23 protein-coding genes are annotated in these 22,907 nt (G+C 49.1%); 14 read left to right on the plus strand and 9 right to left on the minus strand.

Going from position 1 to position 22,907, the window contains the following annotated elements; translation table 11 throughout:
* Nucleotides 1–95: 95 nt before the first annotated feature.
* From JUB14_RS23195 to JUB14_RS28190, 4 genes are all read left to right on the plus strand, one after another.
* Nucleotides 96–1,568, plus strand: coding sequence for a rubredoxin (locus JUB14_RS23195; RefSeq protein WP_207509242.1), 1,473 nt, complete (start codon nt 96–98; stop codon nt 1,566–1,568).
* Between the two features lie 59 nt (nt 1,569–1,627).
* Nucleotides 1,628–2,098, plus strand: a complete 471-nt coding sequence (locus JUB14_RS23200; protein ID WP_207509243.1) for a nitrate reductase associated protein — start codon at nt 1,628–1,630, stop codon at nt 2,096–2,098.
* 84 nt (nt 2,099–2,182) lie between these two features.
* On the plus strand, nt 2,183–2,500 hold the full coding sequence (locus tag JUB14_RS23205) for a nucleotidyltransferase family protein (protein WP_207509244.1): 318 nt from the start codon (nt 2,183–2,185) through the stop codon (nt 2,498–2,500).
* Nucleotides 2,501–2,585: 85 nt separating this feature from the next.
* A complete protein-coding gene (locus JUB14_RS28190) occupies nt 2,586–2,882 on the plus strand; it encodes a HEPN domain-containing protein (RefSeq protein WP_207509394.1) in 297 nt (98 codons plus the stop codon).
* Between the two features lie 6 nt (nt 2,883–2,888).
* Here the strand turns inward: JUB14_RS28190 and mobA are convergent, their stop codons facing one another.
* From mobA to JUB14_RS23225, 3 genes are all read right to left on the minus strand, one after another.
* Nucleotides 2,889–3,482, minus strand: a complete 594-nt coding sequence (gene mobA, locus JUB14_RS23215) for a molybdenum cofactor guanylyltransferase (protein ID WP_207509245.1) — start codon at nt 3,480–3,482, stop codon at nt 2,889–2,891.
* Between the two features lie 129 nt (nt 3,483–3,611).
* Nucleotides 3,612–4,268, minus strand: a complete 657-nt coding sequence (locus JUB14_RS23220; protein ID WP_207509246.1) for a precorrin-2 dehydrogenase/sirohydrochlorin ferrochelatase family protein — start codon at nt 4,266–4,268, stop codon at nt 3,612–3,614.
* A 125-nt stretch (nt 4,269–4,393) separates the two neighbouring features.
* Nucleotides 4,394–5,002, minus strand: a complete 609-nt coding sequence (locus JUB14_RS23225; RefSeq protein ID WP_207509247.1) for a hypothetical protein — start codon at nt 5,000–5,002, stop codon at nt 4,394–4,396.
* A 242-nt stretch (nt 5,003–5,244) separates the two neighbouring features.
* Between JUB14_RS23225 and JUB14_RS23230 the strand changes: the two genes are divergently transcribed.
* From JUB14_RS23230 to JUB14_RS23240, 3 genes are all read left to right on the plus strand, one after another.
* On the plus strand, nt 5,245–7,179 hold the full coding sequence (locus JUB14_RS23230; protein ID WP_207509248.1) for an ABC-F family ATP-binding cassette domain-containing protein: 1,935 nt from the start codon (nt 5,245–5,247) through the stop codon (nt 7,177–7,179).
* 131 nt (nt 7,180–7,310) lie between these two features.
* A complete protein-coding gene (locus JUB14_RS23235; RefSeq protein ID WP_262897631.1) occupies nt 7,311–7,592 on the plus strand; it encodes a DUF4258 domain-containing protein in 282 nt (93 codons plus the stop codon).
* A gap of 5 nt (nt 7,593–7,597) precedes the next feature.
* On the plus strand, nt 7,598–7,825 hold the full coding sequence (locus JUB14_RS23240; protein WP_207509250.1) for a type II toxin-antitoxin system MqsA family antitoxin: 228 nt from the start codon (nt 7,598–7,600) through the stop codon (nt 7,823–7,825).
* A gap of 2 nt (nt 7,826–7,827) precedes the next feature.
* On the opposite strand, the gene JUB14_RS23245 is transcribed toward JUB14_RS23240, so the two are convergent.
* Nucleotides 7,828–8,406: a Uma2 family endonuclease gene (locus JUB14_RS23245; RefSeq protein WP_207509251.1), complete on the minus strand. Its 579-nt coding sequence runs from the start codon at nt 8,404–8,406 to the stop codon at nt 7,828–7,830.
* A 68-nt stretch (nt 8,407–8,474) separates the two neighbouring features.
* Nucleotides 8,475–9,761, minus strand: coding sequence for a M20/M25/M40 family metallo-hydrolase (locus JUB14_RS23250; RefSeq protein WP_207509252.1), 1,287 nt, complete (start codon nt 9,759–9,761; stop codon nt 8,475–8,477).
* A 222-nt stretch (nt 9,762–9,983) separates the two neighbouring features.
* On the opposite strand from JUB14_RS23250, the gene JUB14_RS23255 reads away from it, so the two are divergent.
* Together JUB14_RS23255 and JUB14_RS23260 are read left to right on the plus strand one after the other, a co-directional pair.
* Nucleotides 9,984–11,276 carry a type IX secretion system plug protein gene (locus JUB14_RS23255; RefSeq protein ID WP_207509253.1) on the plus strand — a complete coding sequence of 431 codons (1,293 nt, stop codon included), beginning with the start codon at nt 9,984–9,986 and terminating at the stop codon, nt 11,274–11,276.
* Between the two features lie 307 nt (nt 11,277–11,583).
* Complete coding sequence (locus tag JUB14_RS23260) at nt 11,584–12,006, plus strand: hypothetical protein (protein WP_207509254.1); 423 nt, start codon at nt 11,584–11,586, stop codon at nt 12,004–12,006.
* A gap of 126 nt (nt 12,007–12,132) precedes the next feature.
* Here JUB14_RS23260 and ychF read toward each other — a convergent pair whose 3' ends face one another.
* Nucleotides 12,133–13,233 (minus strand): redox-regulated ATPase YchF, encoded by a 1,101-nt coding sequence (ychF, locus tag JUB14_RS23265; protein ID WP_207509255.1) that lies wholly within the window; start codon nt 13,231–13,233, stop codon nt 12,133–12,135.
* A 126-nt stretch (nt 13,234–13,359) separates the two neighbouring features.
* Nucleotides 13,360–13,680, minus strand: coding sequence for a DUF3276 family protein (locus JUB14_RS23270; protein WP_207509256.1), 321 nt, complete (start codon nt 13,678–13,680; stop codon nt 13,360–13,362).
* Nucleotides 13,681–14,003: 323 nt separating this feature from the next.
* Here JUB14_RS23270 and JUB14_RS23275 point away from each other — a divergent pair, with 323 nt between their 5' ends.
* The 3 genes from JUB14_RS23275 to JUB14_RS23285 all read left to right on the plus strand — a co-directional run bounded on the left by JUB14_RS23275 (nt 14,004) and on the right by JUB14_RS23285 (nt 16,644).
* On the plus strand, nt 14,004–14,444 hold the full coding sequence (locus JUB14_RS23275; RefSeq protein ID WP_229368181.1) for a septal ring lytic transglycosylase RlpA family protein: 441 nt from the start codon (nt 14,004–14,006) through the stop codon (nt 14,442–14,444).
* A gap of 84 nt (nt 14,445–14,528) precedes the next feature.
* Entirely contained in the window at nt 14,529–15,443 is a 915-nt protein-coding gene (locus JUB14_RS23280) for a DUF58 domain-containing protein (protein WP_207509258.1), read from the plus strand.
* A gap of 52 nt (nt 15,444–15,495) precedes the next feature.
* Nucleotides 15,496–16,644, plus strand: a complete 1,149-nt coding sequence (locus tag JUB14_RS23285) for a hypothetical protein (protein ID WP_207509259.1) — start codon at nt 15,496–15,498, stop codon at nt 16,642–16,644.
* A gap of 165 nt (nt 16,645–16,809) precedes the next feature.
* On the opposite strand, the gene JUB14_RS23290 is transcribed toward JUB14_RS23285, so the two are convergent.
* Nucleotides 16,810–18,222, minus strand: a complete 1,413-nt coding sequence (locus JUB14_RS23290; protein WP_229368183.1) for a TlpA family protein disulfide reductase — start codon at nt 18,220–18,222, stop codon at nt 16,810–16,812.
* 72 nt (nt 18,223–18,294) lie between these two features.
* Between JUB14_RS23290 and JUB14_RS23295 the strand changes: the two genes are divergently transcribed.
* A complete protein-coding gene (locus JUB14_RS23295) occupies nt 18,295–19,068 on the plus strand; it encodes a YdcF family protein (RefSeq protein ID WP_207509260.1) in 774 nt (257 codons plus the stop codon).
* A 48-nt stretch (nt 19,069–19,116) separates the two neighbouring features.
* Here the strand turns inward: JUB14_RS23295 and pfkA are convergent, their stop codons facing one another.
* Entirely contained in the window at nt 19,117–20,091 is a 975-nt protein-coding gene (gene pfkA, locus JUB14_RS23300; RefSeq protein ID WP_207509261.1) for a 6-phosphofructokinase, read from the minus strand.
* 279 nt (nt 20,092–20,370) lie between these two features.
* Here pfkA and JUB14_RS23305 point away from each other — a divergent pair, with 279 nt between their 5' ends.
* Complete coding sequence (locus tag JUB14_RS23305; protein WP_207509262.1) at nt 20,371–22,854, plus strand: glycosyltransferase family protein; 2,484 nt, start codon at nt 20,371–20,373, stop codon at nt 22,852–22,854.
* Nucleotides 22,855–22,907: the final 53 nt, after the last annotated feature.

A 22,907-nucleotide genomic window follows, 5' to 3' on the forward strand; every position in this document is an offset into this window, starting at 1 on the left:
CTATTTTGATAGCCAGGTACTAAGGCCTGTGGGGACACAGGCCGAGGAGAAAAAAGCCTAAAGCATACAGCCTATTGCCTAAAGCACGAAAACCCATGCGCGACTACTATAACGTAAAGATCAATATACCCGGCGGCATTGTATCACCGGGCACCCTGCACGATATCCTGTCGATGGCCTACGAAGCCAAAGTCCGGAAGGTTCGCTTTGGTGCCCGTCAGCAGCTGCTGATGACTGTGCACTACGAAGACATGCGTTTTCTGGAGCAGGACCTAAAAAAGAAAGGAATCAGCTACGAGTTGAATACCGAACGGTACCCCAATATCATCAGCTCCTACTGCGCCGAAGAAGTATTCCGGACGGGTCAGTGGCTGAGCGAAAGCGAGTACCATACGGTTCTGGATGGCTTCGACTACCAGCCCCAGCTGAAAATCAATCTATCCGATTCGAATCAGAGCTTCACGCCGTTCTTTACCGGGAACCTGAACTTCATCGCTTCGCCCGTGCCTCACTTCTGGTACCTGTACGTGCGGCCCAAGCAGAGCAATACAGTATTTCGCTGGCGCGAACTCATCTACACCAATGATATTAGCCGCCTTGCCCGCTCCGTTGAGGAGGCCATGCTTTCGGAGGGACATCGGGGCGAGGAGTCGTTGCACTGGGCAGTAAGCAGCCAACGCAAATTTATTACGCAGCCTGCCACCGGTGAGGTAGAGCTACCTGACTTTACCCTCCCCTACTACGAGGGTTTCAACCGCTATGGACAGCGCACCTGGCTGGGCCTGTACCGACGCAATGAACAGTTTTCCATCTCCTTCCTGCTGGATGTATGCGCGCTTTGTCTGAAAACCCGCATTGGTGAAATCTGCATCACTCCCTGGAAATCACTGATCATTAAAGGGATTGAGGAAAAGGACCGGACGCAATGGAGCAAGGTACTGGGTCGGCACAACATCAATGTACGCCACGCCGCCAATGAACTGGCCTGGCAAACCGAAGACCACAACAGCGAAGGTACAGAGCTCAAAAACTATGTAGTACGCCATTTTGACAAAGACGATACCCGCACTTTCGGACTGTGTTTTGGGGTGCAGACCCGCTCTAAGTCAGAGGTTTTCGGCTCGGTGCTGGTACGTAAGCGCCCTCTTCTCCAGATCGGCCAGTTGTCGCTTTTCAGTGTGTACGATATCTATTACACCGAAAATTTCAATCCTAACAGCCGTACCTATTACCTTTTCGAAAAAGGGCTTCTGAAAATACATGTTCCTGCCCAGCTGGAGCGTCTGTGTCACAAGTTCAGTGCCCGCCGGTATATGGAGAACCGGGAAGTAGTTCGATTCAATGAAGAGGATACAGTCGTACCCGCTGCCAGTCCTGCCGTGTACGGCCACCAGTGCTCCCACTGCCTGACTATCTACGATGAGCGCTATGGTGATGTACTTAATGATATACCCGCCGGAGTTTCCTTCGGGCAGTTGCCGGATAGCTACACCTGCCCCACTTGTGATGCTCCTAAGACGCATATGCAGCTGGTAGAACTTGGCAGCGAGGTGGAGGAAATAGGGTAACAGGTATAAGTGGGAGGAGTAACAAAGAAATAGTTTTTATATTTTAGCGAAGAGAACCAATGAACGTAATAGCCATCGAGACTCATTTCTTTAAGTTTGAAAGCGATTTTGTAGATACCTTCCGGTGTATCCCCATGATCGTGCGGTACAAGCTTGATACCTGTGGTATCAAGCTGAAACTACCCGAGTGGGTGAAGCTGAGCGTAGAAGAAAAGGAGCAGCTTGCCTACCTCCCCTGCCACACCGAAGTCGAAGTTGCTGATTATCGGGAGTACCTTCAGGAACTGGTCAGACAACGTACGGGGTACGAGGCCAGTCAACTCCCTCCGGTAGATGCTGCCTGGGATATAATTAGTGAAGTACCCGATGAGATACAGCAGAAAGCGCTGGAGTGGGAATGCGCGTCCCTGACCCTGGACCAATGGCTGCAGCTCAATACGCTACAACGCTTCGCGTTGGTGAAGCTGAGCCGCTCAGGACACGAAGGCAAAAACTTCCCGCGGGCGTTGAAGGAGTTTGGGATAGTGTAGATATCTGTGGTTTATACTTAGACTACGAAATGCTGAGTGATAAGGTACAGAATTTGTACCTTCCGTAGAAAAACATAGGCAGCTATGAGTACCTCTGAAATATTAGGAGTAGTTAGAAAGGAGTTAACAAAAGTATATGGTCCCCGGCTGTATGACGTACTCCTCTTTGGCTCTTACGCAAGGGGTACCCAGCATGCCGAATCAGATGTTGATTTGCTGATTGTACTTGACGAGGAGACGATATCTGTTGCCGGGGAAATAAGCCAAATCAATGAAGTACTTACACCTATGGCTATACAGGAAGGAGTTTTCTTCTCGGTCATGCCTGTTACCAAGGCGAAGTACCTACACTCTCAACTTCCCATCTATCAGGAAGTCCGCCGGGAGGGGGTTTCTATATAACTATGATGCAGGAAGCCTATCAAGCTTTGGCGAAGGCTAGAGATAGCTTATCGGACACCACAATCATTCTTAAAATAGTCTAACGATAGCCGCTGTAAACCGAGGCTACTACACCTTCTACTATGCCATCTGTGCATTGCTTTTTACGGAGGGTGTCTACACCAAAACCCACAAAGGTGCTATCATACAGTACAATCAGCTTTTTGTAAAAAACAGTCGTTTCCCCACCTACACAAGTCAATGGATTAGCGACGCATTTGCCTTGCGACAAGCTGGCGATTACGACTTCGATATTGAAATTGAGGAAGAGAAGGCTCAGGAGATTTTACGAAGAGCCGAGCAATTTATAAGGCTAGTTGAAGATTATATAGCTACACTTTGAAGACCTTCAATCTGATCTACCTTCCAGATCAGATGGTGAGTTATAATTTTGAAAGGCTGACTGAAAGTCTTCCATTACTGGCATTTCTCCGGTATATCCCTCTTCTAATATCTGCTTAAGACCAGAGTGTTTGAGCTCACCCTCCTGAAGCTTCTCTAATAAATGCGCCAGGAGTTGTGCCGAATATATACCCGGTAGCGGCTGCCATCGTGCCTCATCCCTGAAAGCCCAGGCGGTACAGTCTGGATTAGCTTTATAGAAGTCGATAAGATTAGACAAGATACCAGCCGTCATATCCGGCATGTCGCAGGGCAGTACCAGCCAGTCCCGATCCGGGTGGTGCTGGTGGGCCGAAAGCATTCCCTTCAGAGGCCCCCCCACGGGAAGATCCGCGTCTGTGATCAGCTCGAACGGGGGTTGGATCAACTCTGAATAAGACTCTAACTGAGCCTCACGCACCACTACGGTTACAGGCAGGTACAGGCTTTCCAGCAGTCGAGCTGCCCGAACTACCCAAGGCTTCTGATCCGTAATCAAAAGTCCTTTGTCCTGCCCCATCCGGCGGCTCTCTCCCCCACTAAGTACCAGTCCGTGTAGCATGTGTTTGAATTGTCGATTTTTGAGTGCGAATTTTCGATTGTATGTAAACGCAGAGGTAAAGAGAGTATTTCACAGAGGTACACTGAGTATTTCCAAATTCGAAACTTTGCATTCTACAATCGAAAATTATTACTCTTCTCCTTTCCTGCTTTCCTCCGCAGCAGCGGGAGGCGCCGCTGCCACGGTGGCTCCTCCGGCCGCCTTTTCTCCTTTACTAACCAGTACTTCCGTGATACGGTTTAGCTCTTCTACCTTATAGGCAAAGTCGCCCCTAAGCAGTTCGCGTACTTCGCGGAGTTGCTGCATGGCAGTTTCCAGGTCGTCAGGAAGGGCCTCGGTTAGTACTTCGCGCAGGCGCTTGGCCAGCGTAGGCGACATGCCATTGGTAGAGATCGCTACCTTAAGATTTCCCTTCTTTACCACCGATGATAAATAGAAGTCGCAGTAGTCGGGAGTATCAGCCACGTTGGCAAGGATATGACGGCTGCGGGCCACTGCCTTGATTCGCTTGTTCTCCTCCTTATCATTGGTAGCCACTATCACCAGGTCCTTCTCGTCCAGATCGTAGTCTTCGAACCTTCTCTCAATCAGCGTAACACGAGGCTTCTCACTGGCTATTGTACGAATCTCGTCCCGAATTTCGGGTGCTACCAGCGTGATGGTAGCCTCGGGAGCATTGTCCAGTACCGCAGTGATTTTTTCCAGCCCTACGTAGCCACCTCCTACGATGAGCGTGTGCAAGTCCTCATTGTTGAGCTTTAGAAAAATGGGAAACAGGTTATTCATTGCCTTCTGTCGGTTTTATCAGGATAAAACTACAACATTGTTTTAATGAAAAGATTCCTGCCTCCCTTTTTCTGCAACCTTCAACACCAATTCTTATAGGTACTATAACAAACTCATTATAATGGCTACTTAGGCTCCTCCGTGCGCATGTAGTCCAGCTTTGAATTATCCTCGAACCGGATTCTCCAGATGGTCTTACCGTTCTCATTGACAATTTCGTAGTTGTTGTACTCAGCTTTGTAGTTGGGATACAGATCCTCTGATCCGTAGATCTTTTTCTCCCCGTAGCCGGGTGACTGACTGGTTCCGCATGAACTGTACCGACGATAGTACCCACTGGCAGCGTAGAAAGTAAAGGTTTTTTTCTGGATATCGAATACGACGGTACCTTTGCGGTAGCCCAGGATCTGATCGCGGCAGTAGGTGCTGTTCTTGGTCCAGTAGAAGTACTGCTCGGCATCACCCTTGTCGTTGACAAACCGGTACCCGGTTGCTACCTCATTGGCATTGCCACCGTAGCTGCCATCGTACTTGGTAAAATTGGTCATCGAGAACGTCCCTACATGCCAGTAAGCTCCTACCAGCTCGGTGGGTACTTTAGAACGTGGATTGTTTCCAAACCCACCGGGCTCTAATGGTGAACCTTCACCACCGCTTTCCTGGCAACTCATAATGAAGAAACTGAACACCCCCAGAACCAGGGCTAACTGCGAAAGGAGAAATACTTTTTTCATGGCTATTAGATATAGATAAAAACTTTTGACAAAAGTGCAGGATAGGCTCTGCTCACCAAAGTCACACCGGACTGAGTTGTAGCTTTTAGCGTATCAACCGTCAAAATTGAACTATTAGTTGAAACCAGTATACTAGTACTGAACCAACTGCACCTTTTTATCCGTTATTTTCATGGATTAACTATATACTATTCCTCCGGTGGGAGTCACTGATTTTCATACTTTCGCCGTACCTTTGTCCTATGATTGCGATAACCAACCTCGATTACTACCTAGGCGACCGTGCTCTTTATGAAGGTGCTTCGCTGCATATTAAGCCCAAGCAGAAAATTGGACTCATCGGTCTGAACGGAACGGGCAAATCAACCCTGCTGCGACTGATCATTGGTGAATACCAGCCCGACGGGGGCAGTATCTCCAAATCCGGTGACTGTAGCATTGGATTTCTAAATCAGGATCTGCTCTCCTACCAGAGCGACGACTCTATCCTGTCAGTGGCGATGCAGGCCTTCGAGCGGCAGAACCATCTACAGGTACAGATGGATAAGATCCTGCACGACATGGAGCACAACTACCGCGACGAACTCGTGGACAAACTGGCCCGTGTACAGGATGAATTCGAAGCACTGGATGGCTACACCATCCAGTCTAAGGCTGAGGCCATTCTGGAAGGTCTGGGCTTTTCGACCGACGATCTGCACCGGCCCCTTCGTCTGTTCTCGGGAGGTTGGCGTATGCGGGTAATGCTGGCCAAGCTACTTCTGCAGAAGCCCTCACTACTCATGCTTGATGAGCCTACCAACCACCTGGACCTTCCCTCTATCCAGTGGGTTGAAAAATACGTACAGAGTTATGAAGGTGCCGTTATAGTAGTTTCACACGATAGGGAGTTTCTGGATAATGTGGTGGATACCATCGTAGAAGTATCAGGTGCTAAATTGAATCTGTATTCGGGTAATTATTCCTTCTATCTGGAAGAAAAAGCTCTTCGTAATGAAATACAGCGTGGTGCCTACGAAAACCAGCAGGCTAAGATTCGCCAGACGGAGCGCTTCATTGAGCGCTTTAAGGCCAAGGCCAGTAAGTCACGCCAGGTACAGAGCCGGGTGAAGTCGCTGGAACGGATGGACTATGTAGATGAAGTACTGGACGAAAATGCCCGTGTACACTTCCGATTCCAGTTTACGACGCAACCGGGACGTCACGTACTCCAGCTGGAAAATGCCTCCAAAGCGTACGGCGAGAAGGTAATTCTAGACCACACTAACATCAGTATGGAGCGTGGTGATAAGATAGCACTGATCGGAGCCAACGGACGAGGTAAGTCTACCGCGTTACGCGTGGTAGCCGGTACTGAGCCTATTGATGGCGTGCGCCGTTTGGGTCACAACGTATCGTTTACGTTCTACGCGCAGCACCAGCTAGAGTCGCTGAACGTAGAGCACAACCTCATCGAAGAGCTGAAGTACGCCAACCCGACCAAGACCGAAACTGAACTCAGAACAGTACTGGGTTGCTTTCTGTTCTCGGGTGACGATGTATTCAAGAAGATCAAGGTCTTATCGGGAGGAGAAAAGTCGCGTGTGGCGCTGGCGAAAGTACTGCTGTCGCAGGCTAACTTCCTGCTGCTTGATGAGCCTACCAACCACCTCGACATGCAGTCGGTGAATATCCTGATCCAGGCGCTGCAGCAGTACGAGGGTAGTTATATCGTGGTTTCGCACGACCGTTATTTTGTAGAGAGTATTGCGAATAAAATCTGGTACATCGAAGATCATCAGATCAAAGAGTACCCGGGTACATTCGAAGAATATAATATCTGGCTGGAAGAGCGTGGCATGCAGTCGGCTATAAGCGATAAGTCGGTTGTGAGCAGTGCACCACCGCAGGTAAAACCTTCGCAGCCAGTCGAACCTAAGAAGACTAGTTCAAATGGCGAAAGTCAGAAAGCTCTGAAACAAGCTCAGAAGCAAGTAGAGGAACTGGAGGCAAAGATCACTGAGCTGGAGAAGCGGAAAAAAGAATTGGAAGCCAAGCTGGCCGATCCCAGCTCGTACCACGAAAAAGAGACTCTGAATAAGCTCAACGACGACTACGCCCATACTAAGAAAAAGCTGGCCGCTACGACCGAAGCCTGGGAAGTAGCCATGCTGGAAGTAGAGGAACTGGCGGGGTAGTTTCTTTGGGAAGGAGGAAGGGAAGAAAGGATAAAAGCAGTAAAGGGAGTCGTAGTGGCTCCCTTTACTGCTTTTGAACTAGCTATTAATATAGTTTATCTAAACTGCTTTCTTGTATTATCTTTGTAAAGATGGTTTGTCAATCAACGAAATTTAGTGACCATGCTATTATGAAAATGTTTCAAAGAGGCATTGGTGTTGATGACGTAGAAACTATCATCAAAGCTGGAGAGGTTAATCGCTCATATCCTGATGACAAACCATATCCGAGTGTGTTGTTGTTAGATTTTAAAAATCAACAGCCCATTCATGTTATGCTTGCGCAGGATGAAACAGGGAACTGTGTAGTTATCACCACCTATATTCCTGACTTGACTATTTGGGAAATGGGTTTCAGGAACAAAATAAAATAGCTACTATGAATTGCCAACTTTGCAAAGAGGGGACCACTGAAGCAGGTCACGTAACTGTAACATTAGAAAGAGGTACTTCTCTGATTATCATTAAGGAGGTACCTGCTCAAGTCTGCATAAACTGCGGCCACTACTACCTGGATGCTGACATTGCCCGTCAAGTGTTACAAAAAGGAGAAGAGGCCATCCAGAAAGGTGCCGAATTGGAAATCGTCAAACTACAGGCGGCTTAACCTTACACCAGATCCTCCGTCTGGGCGTACATATCCTGCATGGCCAGGGTGAGCCCTACGCTAGCCAACTCAATGCTCTTGTCAACGGCATAGGCCTCGGAGGCCAGCATCCATATACCATCATCATTCTTCCTGAACACTTCCGCGGCTACCGCACGTGCATTGATCAGCACGTATTCCCTTAGGGTTGGGATGCTACGGTAGAAGTGAAATTTCTCGCCCCGGTCATACGCCTCAGTACTTTCTGACAGTACTTCTACCAGTACAGTAGGATTGAGGATAGTATCCTTCTTGTCATCCAGGTACTCATTCTTCCCACATACCACGATCAGATCTGGGTAGGTGTACAGGCCGTTGGCTGGAATGTGTATACGCTGGTCACTGGAATAGGTACGGCAGGATTTACCTCTAAAAAAGGAGCCTATCTCGATCGACAAGTTCTCCACGATCCGGTTGTGATTATGACCGGATCCGGCCATGGCAAAAATCTCGCCCCGGTAGTACTCACTCTTGTAGTCAGCTTCCCGTTCCAGTTCAAGGTACTCCTCCGGGCTATAGTATTTGTGTGGTTGTGCGGTCATAAGTCTCAGGCTGATTTACCAAAAATACACAAACAAGGTTAAAATTCTTTGCCTATCCCCATAAGTACCTACCTCGTCAGACGGTAGATCAGCAGGGCTGAGCGCTGGATCAGGGCGGGGTACTCTTTCAGGTTGATGGTCTCGCCCGGTGCGTGCGCTCCTTTGCCCGAGGCACCTAGCCCGTCCAGACTATCCAGGTACTTCGCAACGTAAGATATGTCACCCGCCCCGCGCGAACCCGGATCACCTGCCCGCACACTACCAAGCCCCATGTCACGGCTAACCTGATCCAGTACCTGGAGCACCGCCGCGTTACCGGGCGTAGGCTCCATCGAAGGAATACCATCTGTAAAGTTAATCTCGGCCCGGGTTCCGGGTAGATTCTGTGCTACGATCTCCCGCATTCTGGCCCGGGCCTCCTCCTTCTGTTTTTCGGATAGAAATCGTAGATCACCCGTCACCATCGCCTTTTGTGAGATAATGTTGGTCTTACTTACGGCTTCGCCCCTATCCAGCATGGGATCATAATTTACTTCCGTACCGCCCACAATAACACCCGGATTAAAAGTCAGGTACTTCTCCTGGCTCAGCTGTACCCGGAACTGATCCAGGATACGGGCCGCTTCATAGATAGCTCCGTACCCGGCGCTGTTAGAGAATATACCTGATGAATGGCCGGAATTGCCGTAGGTAGTAAGCCGCCAGTCGTTGATACCCCGCCGGGCGGTAGTAGCGATACTAAATCCCTGAGCGTTTTCGTAAGCCAGGGCTATGTCATGCTGTTTGGCCCGATCAATAAAGTCTTTCCGGCTGATGCTGGTCGGCTTGCCGCTGCTTTCCTCATCACCCGTGAAGTAGACGGTAATGGAAGTACCATCCAGCAGTCCCTGCGCATGCAAGGCTTTCAGTGCCGCTACTACCATGACATCCCCACCTTTCATATCATTGACACCCTGGCCGGTAGCGGTGGAGTCGTTGAGGCGGGTGTAGGGGGTAAAAGGCATCGACTTTTCGAATACCGTATCCAGGTGACCAATCAGGAATAGTTTCTTTCCCTTGTTCCCCTTGCGGTAGGCTACGAGATGTCCTGCCCGGTTGAGCGAATCCGGCAGCGATACCCATTCGGTGGTAAAGCCCAGCGCTTTGAATTCTTTCCCCAGCCGCTCCCCTACCTGCCGCACGCCCTCTTTATTCAGCGTACCGCTATTGATATTCACTACCTCCTCCAGCAGCTTTTCGGTCTGGAGCATGTTATTTGTGACGTGTTCAACTATTTTCTTCTCAACGGGGCTCAGCGACTGGCTTGTGGCCTCTAACGCTATTCCCATCAGTAGCAGTAGTAGTATCTTTTCCATGTAGTTTTAGATTAGGGGTAGTTTAGGTGCTCTTCAATAAAAATCAGCTTTAATATACTCTTTTATCAAAAAGGACGTAAAAGAAGTCTTAGCTTGTTTTACTTTCATAGCAGGCACAGTAATTTGAACATTCAATTTAAAGTACAACAGGCCAGCCTATATGTATGGTATCACAACATGCCTTACGGCTAACAACCTGCTACTCCGTCAAATCTGATACTCATGAAGCGTCTTTTTGCCCTATTCATATATCTAATAGCTAGTACACAGGCGAGCCTCGCCCAGCCAACGGCTGAGGTAAGACTGGATGACTATATTTATAGCGAGACCATCAAGACGGTACTGCTGTATCCGGCGGCGGACAATCCCGAAGATCCACGCAGATTTCTGGCACCGGCCATCCTGCCGCTTGGCGCTAACCGGCCGTTTATCCTGGAGTTTGATGACCTGACGGCTGACTACCGGGGCTTCCGCGCCAAGATCATCCACTGCAACGCCGACTGGAGCCGCTCTGTACTGAATGATATCGAGTATACCTTCGAGTACAACGACTACCCTATTACTACCTTTTCACAGTCGTTCAGCACTAAGGTACCCTACTACCACTATCGTTTTGAGGTACCCAAGGTAAAGCTATCCGGCAACTACGTGCTGGTGGTGTATTCTGAACGGGAGCGGAAGCCGGTACTATCGAGGCGGTTTATGTTCTATGAGAGTAAAGTAAGTATCGCGGCTCAGGCCCGCTTCTCGCAGGGAATTCAGGAGCAGTTTTCGCACCAGCAGATCGATTTCAGCATTGACTATAAAAGCTACCGGCTCATATCCCCCCAAACGGATCTGAAGGTAGTCATCCGTAAAAACTTCCGCTGGGACAACGCCAAAACCGGCTTTAAACCTACTAATGTTCGTCCATTTGATCAGGTACTCGAATACCAGTTTTTCAATCTGGAGAATACCTTCCAGGGCGGCAACGAGTACCGTTACTTTGACAGCCGTACATTGGCGGCCCGCGGCTTCGGTATCTATGAGATAGAACGACTAGGTGAGTTTACACGCCTTATTCTTACGCCGGATGAACCCCGGGCCAATGGAGGGTACTTCGGCATGGACGACTTCAACGGCCTGTACATCGTGGACCAACGGGAATCAGGCAACGGCAGTGTGGAAGCAGACTACACTCCGGTAGTATTTACGCTGCGCATGCCCGAGATCCCGGATGGCACACTGTACGTCAACGGAGCCTTTAACCTGTGGCTGCTCAACGATCTCAACCGCATGACCTATAACCAGGATCTACAGGCTTATAACGCGGTCATACTACTCAAGCAGGGAGTAGTTAATTATAACTATGCAGTAGTAGGTAAAGGCTCAAAACCAGCCGACGAAACGGAGGTAGAAGGAAGCTATGTCAATGCCGAAAATGATTACGATATCCTGGTTTATTTCAGGCCCCCGGCCGGCCGCTCTGACCAGTTGGTAGGCTACCGGACCGTCGAATGGAACCGCCGACGCTGATTAATCATTGCATCTTTACAAGAAGGCCCAATTTTTTTAATTTTTTTTCCAGGGCCAACCTCCTTCAATAAAACCATCCTTTCCGGCAGGAATATGGATTTTTCATGACTACTGCTTTCCAGCAATAGCCCCCGGAGATATTTTTTTGGAATTTTCTAAAAACAGGCTCATAATACAAATTAACTATATCTTGCAATAATTAAAGAACTAATAAGAATAGTTATGTTTTTTCTGTTATACTAATAGATTTGTAACTAGAAGAAAAAGCTAATCGTGTGGTTCAACACAAATAATACTAGGAGACGCTATGAATAAATACATCGAAACCAGCCAGTACCTTACTCCCAATTTGTATATAACAAGAAATGAAGCTGATATTATCGACTGTCTGGTAGATCACCATGAAATGCCAAAAAGCTTTGATGATAATAAGGTTGTAAGTTTCTTCTCGGGCAAGGATTTCCACCTGGTCCTGTTTTTTCCCCAGCTTGAAGACCGCGGATTCCAGATGTACGTCGTACAGGATTTCTCTGTCCACGTTGAAGAGCTTTTTGCTCTGCGGGAGATGTTTGGTCAACTGATCGAAGCTGGTCAGAACGTAAGGCTGATGAAAAAAGCACAATACCGGGTCGATAACCTTATCCACATGGCCCGTACTTTCCGGGCTATGATGCACAAGGAACTGGCCCATATGGAAGATGATATCCGTCCGGATTCATTTAACTACTAATGCTACTTATTCCATTTGCCTGGCGCTAATGAATAGATCGTTGAAAAGTAGGTAATACGTAAAAAAGGCGCGATACTTCGCGCCTTTTTTACTTTATATAACTATATAATAGTTTAACTATCAGCACTATACGTTAAACCGGAAGTGCATAACATCACCATCCTTTACTACGTATTCTTTGCCTTCCACGGCCATTTTACCGGCATCTTTGATAGCCGCCTCGGATTTGTACTGCTGATAGTCAGCCAGCTTGATCACCTCCGCCCGGATAAAGCCTCTCTCGAAGTCAGTATGAATAACGCCGGCAGCCTGGGGAGCTTTCCAGCCCCGCACGATAGTCCAGGCGCGTACTTCTTTCACGCCGGCCGTAAAATACGTAATCAGGTTCAGCAGGCTGTATGCAGCTCTGATGAGCTTGCTCAATCCAGACTCCGCCAGACCAAACTCCTCCAGGAACAGCTGGCGCTCTTCGGGGTCTTCAATTTCAGCAATCTGCGATTCAATGGCCGCGCAGAGTACAATTACTTCGGCTCCTTCCTGAGCTACTGCTTCCCGTAGCTTTTCGGAGTACTCATTGCCGGTCAGCATAGAGTTTTCATCCACGTTAGCTACGTAGATAACCGGCTTAGCCGTTAGCAACTGCAGGTCACCAATGGCCGCTCTTTTATCCTCTTCGGATACCTCTACACTACGTGCGTTACGGCCCGCTTCGAGGGCTGCCTTGTACATTTTAAGTACTTCTAGCTCGGTTTTGGCTTTGGCATCACCCACCCGGGCCGCTTTATCAATACGCTGTATCTTCTTATCTACCGACTCGAGATCTTTGAGCTGCAGCTCGGCATCTATGATTTCTTTATCAAATACAGGGTCCACACGGCCCTCTACGTGAACAACGTTTTCGTCCTGGAAGCAGCGGATTACATGGGCAATAGCATCTACTTCGCGAATATTGGCCAGAAACTTATTACCCAATCCGGCTCCCTGGCTGGCGCCTTTTACCAGTCCGGCGATGTCCACAAACTCCATGATAGTAGGTATTACTTTCTGGGGCTTTACCAGCTCAGTCAGTACATCCAGACGATCGTCGGGTACAGTTACTACGCCCACGTTGGGTTCGATGGTACAGAATGGATAGTTGGCCGCTTCGGCCTTGCCACTCGATATGGCGTTAAATAAGGTGGATTTCCCTACGTTTGGTAATCCTACAATCCCACATTGAAGACTCATTGCTTAGTTGGTAATCAACAGTTTGAAAAATATAGTGCAAAATTACCAATTAAAGCCCGAAAAACTAAAAAGCCTTCGGATTCCATCTCCGAAGGCTGCCTTTTCTTACAAAAACGACTTATTTCCCTACTCCCACTTCAGTTCGGTGGTACCTATGCCGTCTAGTTCATCGGCTTTGGCTTCGTACTGAGTAAAATCGAAATCGGGCATAAGCTCTGTCTTGACGTGGTCAACAGCCTCTTGGAGAGCATCAATGAACTTGTCAAAATCTTCTTTGTACAAAAACATTTTGTGCTTTTCGTACGTGAAGCCATCTCCCTGTGGATGGCGGCGGCTTTCGGTAATGGTAAGGTAGTAATCGTTGGATCGCGTCGAGCGAACATCGAAGAAGTAAGTACGTTTTCCCGCTCTGACCCGTTTGGAGTAGATTTTCTCTCTGTCTTCCACTATGTCTAGGATTTATGGTTAATCAAACGCTAAAATAGAAACTATATTGTTTTTCACCAAAAGTTTAGAAAGAATAATACGAACATCCAAATAAGTATTTATAAACTTTCGTATAAAGTATATGAAATAACTAATTAGTTTTAGGTTATTAATTTTTATCTGCTTTATATTTGGGGTATTGCATTAGTGTTTGCCAGGCCGAATAAGTTGATTATCTGTATCATACAGAACTTGTTCGGGATTATGTTTCACCAAACCCTCAAGGCATGAAATCGTATGTGTTCCTACTTTTTTTAACTCTATTATTTGCCATTCCCAGGTCTTTGAAAGCACAGGCAGACCTCGGTGATACCCAAAAAGGACGAGCCTCTTTCTACTCCCCAAATTTTGATGGCCGTCAAACTTATTTCGGAGAAATATTCAACAGCGACGAACTCACCGCAGCTCATCGCTCCCTTCCCCATAACACGATGGTTGAGGTCACTAATCTGGCCAACAAGCGCACCGTCGTAGTCCGTATTAATGACCGGGGACCATTCACCCAAAACAAGAATCGCCTGATTGACGTTAGTAAAGCAGCCGCCAGTAAACTAGGCCTGGTAAGTCATGGTGTAGCGGATGTAGTCATTCGGGTAATAGGTATGGAGGGCATGGTACTTCTGGCCCCTCACGAAACCGTACTGCAAAGTACCGGAGAGATTATCTCGACTCTTATCAAGAAGGCAGTAACCACGACTACCGGCAGTAACAGGGGCCCTAAGTAGGCTCCTTAGCTTACACTACGGGGGTAAATACTGCGTTGTATAGACTTATAAAGAAGACGTTTTTACCTGACCCCCTACCCGAGTATGAGTAGTCGTCCTTTGGATCTGGCCCGAATCCGCGAATTTGGTAATCTTGAGTTTCTGGCCAAGCAGCTGGTAGAAGGCTTCATTACGGGCCTTCATAAGTCTCCCTTTCATGGATTCTCAGTAGAGTTTGCCGAACATCGCCTGTACAATACCGGCGAAAGTACCCGGCATATCGACTGGAAGGTATACGGTAAGACCGACCGCCTGTTTGTAAAGCGCTACGAGGAAGAAACCAACCTGCGCTGTCACATCCTGCTGGACACGTCGTCGTCTATGTACTACCCGGAGCCGGGTTACGGCAAGATGACCTTCAGTATTATGGCGGCAGCTAGCCTCGCTCACCTACTGCAGCGGCAGAAAGATGCCGTAAGCCTGTGCACATTCTCGGATCAGATTGAGGTACAGACCCAGGTAAAGTCTACGCCCTCGCACGTACATAAGATCATGATCGAGCTGGATAACCTCCTGCAGAAACCCCGCCCGCAGAAGAAGACCTCAGTGGCGGAGGTGATTCACCTGATCGCCCAGAAGATACAGAAGCGTTCGCTGGTAGTTATATTCAGCGATATGTTTGATAATATTGAGCATAGCGAACAGCTGTTTACGGCACTGCAGCACCTGCGTCACAACCTCCACGAGGTACTGCTCTTCCATGTTACGGACCGGCGGACCGAAGAGGAGTTTGCCTTTGAAGACCGTCCGTACGAGTTTATTGACCTGGAAACCGGAGAACGTGTAAAGGTGCAGCCTCACCAGGTACGTGACCACTACCAGCAGTACGTCAAACAATTCTATCGGGACCTGAAACTCAAGTGCGGTCAGTACAAGGTTGATTTCATTGAAGCAGATATTGCGCAGAGTTTTGATCCCATTTTGACCGCCTATCTAGTAAAGCGTTCCAAATTGAAATAATTTTCCTGAACTTTGGCTTAGCGTTGACCCTATTACTCAACAAGCCTTAGTCATGAAAAAAATAATCTTCTATTGCCTGTCGGCGATGGCTCTGCTGCTGTCGCTCAATGCCTGTCGATCTGCCAAAAAATCTTTACGCCGTGGTGACTATGATGAGTCGGTATACCGGGCCGTCGAAAAGCTCAAAGACAATCCCCGCCATACATCCTCGGCAGATATACTGAAAGAGGCCTACCCAATGGCCCTCCAGCAGCACCTGGACGATATCACCCGCTACGAAAAGTCCGTGGAGCCCTTTCGCTGGGAACCGGTAGCCGAAGCCTATACCAGCCTCAATCGCCTGTACAACGCAGTGCGAGACTGCCGTAGTTGCGGCCAGTTGGTAACAGCCCGTAGCTACTATGACGAGGAAAGAGAAGCCCGTCACAAGGCCGCTGCTGACCGATACGCCGAGGCGGAGCGCCTGCTGAACCAGGGAGGCCGTGAAAATGCCCGCCAGGCCTATACGCATTTGGAGCGGGTGGATGGCATTGTGCCCAACTACCAGGACGTTACGCGCAAACTCGACGAAGCTTACGAGCAGGCTTCATTTAAGGTTGTGGTAGAGCAGGTACTGGTTAGCTCACGGGCCTACCAGCTCAGCAACGAGTACTTCCAGGACCGCGTCAACGAGTTTCTTCAGACCAACCGTCGCCTCAACAAATTTGTCCGCTTCTATACACCTGAAGAAGCCTCCGACATTAAGCTACGACCCGACCACGTGGTCCGGCTACAGTTTGATGACTTTGTAGTAGGACAAACACTCGTGGAAACTAAGTCTGAAATCGTAACCAGCAAGGATAGCGTTAAGGTAGGTGAAGCTACGGTGGATGGCAAAAAGGTACCCGTGTATAACAAAGTAACGGCTAAGCTCAACCGTAACCGTAAGACAGTCCATTCAAGCGGAGTACTGGATATGCAGATCCAGGAGTTTGGCAGCCGTCGTATGGTATATCAGGAGAAGTTTCCGGGCGAATTTAACTGGTTCTGTGAGTGGGCCAACTACAACGGCGATGAGCGTGCCCTTACTGCCGAGCAAAAACGCATAAGCAATACCCGCGAGCTACTGCCTCCCCCACCCCAGCAGCTGTTCGTGGAGTTCAGCAAACCCATCTACGACCGCCTTACCAACAAGCTGCGCAACTACTATGCACGATATTAATGAATAAGTGAATTGTGATGGAGTGATTTAGTGAAGGAGGAAAGTACCGAAGGGAAGAAAGGAGGAAAGTGAAGATATGTGTACTTTCAAAAGGAATTTGACATGATTGACCTGATAACAGAAAAGGGAGCACCAGGCTCCCTTTTCTGTTATCTATACAATCCTTTACTTACTACTCTTCGAACCTGCTGAGGCCGTTTTTTTAGGAGCAGCAGTAGAGCTGGCTGCATGGCTCTTCCGGTAGAAGTTGTAGAAATCGTCCAGCTGCTCGATGGGCATCCGGCGGGCAATGATCTTCTTGTTCTTATCCAGTACGTAGATCGTAGGCGTTGAAAACACATCAAACTGGGTGCGGTAGTCGGTACGGAAGTTATAGTCGTAGCCGTGCAGCAGGTCGCCCAGCTTATAGGTGCTGACGTACTGCTTCCAGTCCTCGGGGCTCTGGTCCGTAGCGATAGCCAGTACCTTCACGCCGGTAGCTTTATTCTTTTCATAAAACTCTTTCAGCTTCGGAGCCGCCTCTTTACAATGCCCGCACGTCGGTGAATAGAAGAACAGCACCGTATAATCTGCCTTGATGCCATGGATACTTACCGGCTTCTTCTCGGGATCAGACAGGGTCAGGTTAGGGATGATCTTATCCACCAGCAGGGGCTTCATGCTCGCTACCCGCTCACCAATCCGTCGGCGGGCGTCGGCCGATACCTCCATCTCACCGGTGAGGTAGTACTTCTCGGCCATGTGCACAAACACGCCTTCGGTACCTACTACTTTGGCATTCTCGTACTCGCTCGTGATGTAGTAGATCAGGTACGACTTCATGTCTTTATTAGGCGCTGCCTTTTTGATCAGAGCATCTACGTCTTTGATAATGGAGTCAGGTACCTGTACAACCAGATCCTTGAAGTACCGCTCCAGCTTAGGCTGGATGAAGGGTGTCCGCAGCAGGCGGTCATCGGTGAAGTCAAAGCCATCCCAGTAGTGGGCCTTGTAGTAGTTGAATACCCAGGTTGAGTCCGACTTACCATTCGGAAGCTTGGGAGCAGTGGGTATTTCGGGTTCCAGAGAAGCCTTTAACAGCTTGGAGGTAAATGTACCTGCCTGCTCCTTCAGAAACCCTTTCTGATAATCCATAAACTGCTTCTGCGCATCAGCTCCTCCCCCTTCCATGATACGGCGTAGCTCGTTCTGGTAGGTATAGAAAACCTCATTTTCCTTAGAACCCTTTATGACCATGCTTTTTACGATCTCAGCGGTATCTGCTTCGAAGGAGAAGTGTGTTTCTTTACCAGAGTACACCAGCTCTACCCAACGGCGCTGCCCCGGCAATAGTACCAGGTACAGGCCACCCGGTAGAGGCGTATTGCCTTCAAATACCATTCGCCCGCTGGCATCAACCCTAGCCGTATCTTTGGAGAAGAATTGCTTGTTACTATAACTATAATGTCCCAGGATACAGGAGGTATCTTTCAGGCCTTTGAGGGTGGCTTCTATGCGGTACCCTTGTGCCGAGGCTGACAAGCAGACACCCAGCAGGAGCGCCGTCATAAACCACCTGCCAATAAACCCTTTTTTCATACTTTTACATGTGTTAATTTCTATACGCAAATTTAACCTCAAAACGACACAACCTACAGGATCGTACCCATAATGTTCTATTTTCTATCCAAAACTCTCGACTTCCTGCTGATGCCTTTCAGCATCGTCCTCTTACTACTTCTATTTTCACTCATTATCAGGAAGAAAGAGTACTCCCGTAGGGCAGTACTGGTAGCTTTGGTGACCCTATACATGATCTCCAACGGCTACCTTGTGAATAGAGCCTACAACTGGTGGGAACACGAGCCAAAGAATATTAATTCCTTGCAGCAGACGTACGATGTGGGTGTAGTACTGACGGGGGGAATGATATCGGTGCCCAGCCTGGATATTGACCATCCTGGACTAGGTAACCATGCCGATCGCTTTCTGCAGGCGTACCTGCTGTACAAGGCCGGCAAGATCCGTAAGATCCTGATCAGCGGGAGGGATCACCCAGATAAAATGGCCAAGAAACTGGGAGATGGGCAGGCGGCGGCGGCCCTGCTGGTACAGTGGGGCGTGCCACCGGGGGATATTATCCTGGAAGGTGCTTCCCGCAATACCCGGGAAAATGCACTTAATTCGGCAGCTATTCTTAAAAACAGATTTCCTGAAGGCAAGTACCTGCTCATTACCTCAGCCTTTCACCTGCGCCGGGCTGAGGGATGTTTTGAAAAAGCCGGCATAGAGACTACTTCCTTCCCGGCTGATATATACGGAGGCAACTTTAATCCTACCATAAAGCAGATACTGGTGCCTGACCCGGAGGTAGTGGGTTATTCGCACCTGCTCTGGCACGAGTGGGTCGGGTATATTGTATACAAGCTGGTAGGCTACTGCTAAGCAATAAAGCCACCCCATTGGGTGGCTTTATTGCTTAGCAGTAGCTGCTTATATGCTCAGGATCTTCACCATACGAAGCAGATCCTCATTGATCGGCTTGGGCAGGCGAATGGTATCTTCAAATGGAGTATATACCAGCTCATTGTTAATGATACCAGCCATTACGTTTTTCTGTCCGGCCAGTAGTCCTTCCAGCGCGCCAAGTCCCAGACGGCTCGCCAGAATACGGTCATAGGCCGATGGGGAACCTCCCCGCTGGGTATGGCCCAGCGTAGTTACCCGCATGTCTATATCTTCCTCGATCTGACTCTTGATCTTATCAGCTATCTCAGCGGCGCTTCCTTCCTCTTCCCCTTCGGCCACTACCACGATCGAAGAAGCCTTGGAGCGCAACCAGCCCTGACGGAGCGTCTCTACTACCTCCGAGATAGGTGTCAGTACCTCAGGTACCATGACGAGCTCTGCCCCTCCGCCAATACCCGACTGGATCGCGATATAGCCGGAGTCACGTCCCATTACTTCAATAAAGAATACCCGGTCGTGCGAGCTGGCCGTATCGCGGATACGGTCGATAGCGTCCAGAGCTGTATTGACTGCCGTATCAAATCCAATGGTATAGTCCGTTCCGTACAGGTCGTTATCAATAGTACCCGGCGCTCCTACAGTAGGAATGCCGTACTCGTTATGAAAAGTCATGGCTCCGGTAAATGTACCGTTACCACCAATAGCTATCAACCCATCAATGCCGTGCTCCTGCAGCTTATCATATGCTTTGCGACGCCCTTCGGGAGTCATAAATTCCTTGCTTCGGGCCGACTTTAGGATAGTACCCCCACGTTGTACAATATTACTTACTGAGTGGGAAGACATCTGAAATATATCCCCGGCAATCATGCCGCTATATCCTCTTCTTATTCCATAAACTTCAATTCCGTGATACACTGCACCCCGTACTACCGCTCTGATACAAGCGTTCATACCAGGAGCATCACCACCGGAGGTAAATACAGCAATTCTTTTCATTTAGAATGGTCAGGTTACTACTACGCCAAAATTAAGACCTGCGTCAGAATATTCTCTGTTTTGACACAACGGCCGCAAATTTATTGGGTATTTTCTTAAAAAATGTGAAAGACTATGGTTTTTTAGTTGAAATACCTCAAAAGAAGCTAACTATTTAATATCCCAAACATACGGCAATACTTCTATATTTGTGACAGTTAATCAAAATTTAACCTGGTCTTCCCGAAAATCCGTCACTCACAAAATTGAGAAAAAAGACGTATTCGACTCTGTATCTGCATGAAAAATATTATTTCGTGGCAACGTCTATGGCCACATCTGGTAGCTGTTCTGGGCTTTGCACTACTTTCTCTCATGTATGCTTCTCCGGTACTCAACGGGAAACGGCTGAATCAGTACGACGACATTCAGGCGCGGGGAGCGGCTCAGGAGGTCACTAAGTTTCATGAAGAAACGGGTGAATGGTCAGCCTGGACCAATAGCATGTTCGGCGGGATGCCCGCTTACATGATTGCGGGCGACTATCCCGGCAGCTTATCGACCAAGCTGGGACGGGCGGTCAATAGTATACTTCCTGCCCCCGCCAACTACTTCCTGCTCACGATGATCAGCGCGTACATCCTGCTGCTGGTCCTGGGGGCCAATGGCTGGATATCGGCGATGGGAGCGGTGGCCTATGCCTTTGCCTCCTACTTTACGACCAGCCTCGAAGCCGGGCACGTGTCCAAGATCCTGGCCTTAGGTTATGCTCCGGGTGTAGTGGCCGGTGTACTGCTTGCTTTCCGTAAGCACTGGCTAAGCGGCGCAGCTCTTACGGCCCTGTTCTTCGCACTGGAGCTATACGCCAATCACTTACAGATCACCTACTACCTGGGAGTAGGTATAGTGGTACTCGTAATAATAGAAAGCGTAGCACTGATCAAACGCGGACAAAGCCGACAGCTCGTGCTGACGCTGGTCGGACTGGCCCTGGCCGGTGTTGTGGCCATTGGTACGCACACCACCCGCCTCTGGAATGCCTATGATTATACTAAAGAAACCATCCGGGGTAAATCGGAGCTAAGTACCCCCTCCGCTACCAAACCGGAACCCGGGCAGGATGGCCTTGATAAGGAGTATGCCTTCCAGTACAGCTATGGTATATTCGAAACCTTTACGCTGCTCATCCCTAACTTGTACGGTGGCCCCTCACAGGGTTCGCTGGATATTAGTTCAGATACTTATAAGACCCTCGTAAACCGCGGTGTTGACGCGGCCAATGCGGGTAGCTTTGTACAGGCGCTACCACTCTACTGGGGTGGTCAGTACATGACTGGTGGCCCTGCCTATGCGGGTGCTATTATCTTCTTCCTGTTTGTACTGGGTCTGTTTATTGTCAGAAGCCATCTCAAATGGTGGATACTGGGAGTGGCTTTCCTGTACGTAATCTGGGCCTGGGGTAAGAACTTCGCCGGACTGAATTACTTCTTCTTCGACTACTTCCCGATGTTCAATAAGTTCAGGGCCGTTACCATGATCCTGAATCTGGTGCAGCTCCTGCTGGTAATGATGGCCGGTCTTACGCTACGGGATCTTGCTCAGAAGAAGCTCACCGCCACCGAACTGACGCGCCCACTGGCTATCAGTGTCGGTATTACTGCCGGATTCTGTTTGCTGCTGGCCCTGGTGCCTACGGTATTCCTGAGCTTCCGGGGCAATAATGACGCGCAGTTTATTGACAGCCTCACACAAAGTACCCAGAACCGGGCCTTCGCCGAAGACATCATGCGATCCATTGTACAGGACCGTATCAGCATGCTGCGTGGTGACGCTTTCCGGTCTGCGATATTTATCCTGCTGGCTGCCTGTATTATCTGGCTGTGGGCTAAGGAGAAGATTAAAGCGGCTCTGGTATACCCCTCGCTATTGATCCTGGTAACTATTGATATGTTCGGTGTCAGCAAAAGGTATCTCAACAATGACGACTTCGTCAGCAAGCAGGCGGCTCAGTCTATATTTTCGCCTAATCCGGCTGACCAGCAGATCATGCAGGACCCTGACCCGAACTTCCGGGTACTGGATGTGATGCGTAATACTTTCAATAATGCCGAGGCCTCTTACTACCATAAATCCATTGGCGGCTACCACGGAGCCAAGCTCCGTCGCTACCAGGAGCTGATCGAGAACCAGATTGCCAAGCAAAATGCCAATCCGGGTATACTGAGCATGCTCAATACCAAGTACATCATTACACAGGGTCAAGACGGTAGTCCCGTAGCCCAGCCAAACCCCGAGGCGCTGGGACACGCCTGGTTTGTAGATCGGTATATACTGGTACCTAACGCCAACGCCGAAATGAAAGCGCTGGATAGCATCCAGCCCCGGCAGACGGCCGTGCTGGATAATCGTTTTGCGGATGAATTGCAGGGCCTGACCATCCGGTCCGACTCCGCCAACAGCATCCGCCTCACCAGCTACAAGCCCAATGAGCTCGTGTACGAAAGCAATGCCAGCAGCGACCAACTGGCTGTGTTCTCGGAGATCTACTACAACGTACGGGATGAATGGAAGGTAACTATCGACGGACAGCCTGCCGAAATGCTACGCGCCAACTACGTACTCCGCGCCCTGCGGGTACCAGCCGGTAAGCATACCATCACGTTCCGCTTCGAGCCAATATCAGTTAGTGCGGGCTTTACGGTGGAGCTTATTAGTTCTATACTACTGCTGGCCCTGATTGGTGGAGCTCTGTTCGTTAATGCCCGCAGGAAAGAAGAAGTCTGATTCTCTTTTACCTCGTTAGCTATAAAGAAAAGGCGTCGACAGTAGTCGACGCC

The organism is Telluribacter humicola (assembly GCF_017355935.1).
GTDB lineage: Bacteria > Bacteroidota > Bacteroidia > Cytophagales > Spirosomataceae > Telluribacter > Telluribacter humicola.

What these genes read in the sequence shown, in the direction of transcription:
- JUB14_RS23195 (WP_207509242.1), top strand. Translation starts at nt 96, where the DNA reads ATGCGCGACTACTATAACGTAAAGATCAATATACCCGGCGGCATTGTA.
- JUB14_RS23200 (WP_207509243.1), top strand. Translation starts at nt 1,628, where the DNA reads ATGAACGTAATAGCCATCGAGACTCATTTCTTTAAGTTTGAAAGCGAT.
- JUB14_RS23205 (WP_207509244.1), top strand. Translation starts at nt 2,183, where the DNA reads ATGAGTACCTCTGAAATATTAGGAGTAGTTAGAAAGGAGTTAACAAAA.
- mobA (WP_207509245.1), bottom strand. Translation starts at nt 3,482, where the DNA reads ATGCTACACGGACTGGTACTTAGTGGGGGAGAGAGCCGCCGGATGGGG.
- JUB14_RS23220 (WP_207509246.1), bottom strand. Translation starts at nt 4,268, where the DNA reads ATGAATAACCTGTTTCCCATTTTTCTAAAGCTCAACAATGAGGACTTG.
- JUB14_RS23225 (WP_207509247.1), bottom strand. Translation starts at nt 5,002, where the DNA reads ATGAAAAAAGTATTTCTCCTTTCGCAGTTAGCCCTGGTTCTGGGGGTG.
- JUB14_RS23230 (WP_207509248.1), top strand. Translation starts at nt 5,245, where the DNA reads ATGATTGCGATAACCAACCTCGATTACTACCTAGGCGACCGTGCTCTT.
- JUB14_RS23235 (WP_262897631.1), top strand. Translation starts at nt 7,311, where the DNA reads ATGGTTTGTCAATCAACGAAATTTAGTGACCATGCTATTATGAAAATG.
- JUB14_RS23240 (WP_207509250.1), top strand. Translation starts at nt 7,598, where the DNA reads ATGAATTGCCAACTTTGCAAAGAGGGGACCACTGAAGCAGGTCACGTA.
- JUB14_RS23245 (WP_207509251.1), bottom strand. Translation starts at nt 8,406, where the DNA reads ATGACCGCACAACCACACAAATACTATAGCCCGGAGGAGTACCTTGAA.
- JUB14_RS23250 (WP_207509252.1), bottom strand. Translation starts at nt 9,761, where the DNA reads ATGGAAAAGATACTACTACTGCTACTGATGGGAATAGCGTTAGAGGCC.
- JUB14_RS23255 (WP_207509253.1), top strand. Translation starts at nt 9,984, where the DNA reads ATGAAGCGTCTTTTTGCCCTATTCATATATCTAATAGCTAGTACACAG.
- JUB14_RS23260 (WP_207509254.1), top strand. Translation starts at nt 11,584, where the DNA reads ATGAATAAATACATCGAAACCAGCCAGTACCTTACTCCCAATTTGTAT.
- ychF (WP_207509255.1), bottom strand. Translation starts at nt 13,233, where the DNA reads ATGAGTCTTCAATGTGGGATTGTAGGATTACCAAACGTAGGGAAATCC.
- JUB14_RS23280 (WP_207509258.1), top strand. Translation starts at nt 14,529, where the DNA reads ATGAGTAGTCGTCCTTTGGATCTGGCCCGAATCCGCGAATTTGGTAAT.
- JUB14_RS23285 (WP_207509259.1), top strand. Translation starts at nt 15,496, where the DNA reads ATGAAAAAAATAATCTTCTATTGCCTGTCGGCGATGGCTCTGCTGCTG.
- JUB14_RS23290 (WP_229368183.1), bottom strand. Translation starts at nt 18,222, where the DNA reads ATGAAAAAAGGGTTTATTGGCAGGTGGTTTATGACGGCGCTCCTGCTG.
- JUB14_RS23295 (WP_207509260.1), top strand. Translation starts at nt 18,295, where the DNA reads ATGTTCTATTTTCTATCCAAAACTCTCGACTTCCTGCTGATGCCTTTC.
- pfkA (WP_207509261.1), bottom strand. Translation starts at nt 20,091, where the DNA reads ATGAAAAGAATTGCTGTATTTACCTCCGGTGGTGATGCTCCTGGTATG.
- JUB14_RS23305 (WP_207509262.1), top strand. Translation starts at nt 20,371, where the DNA reads ATGAAAAATATTATTTCGTGGCAACGTCTATGGCCACATCTGGTAGCT.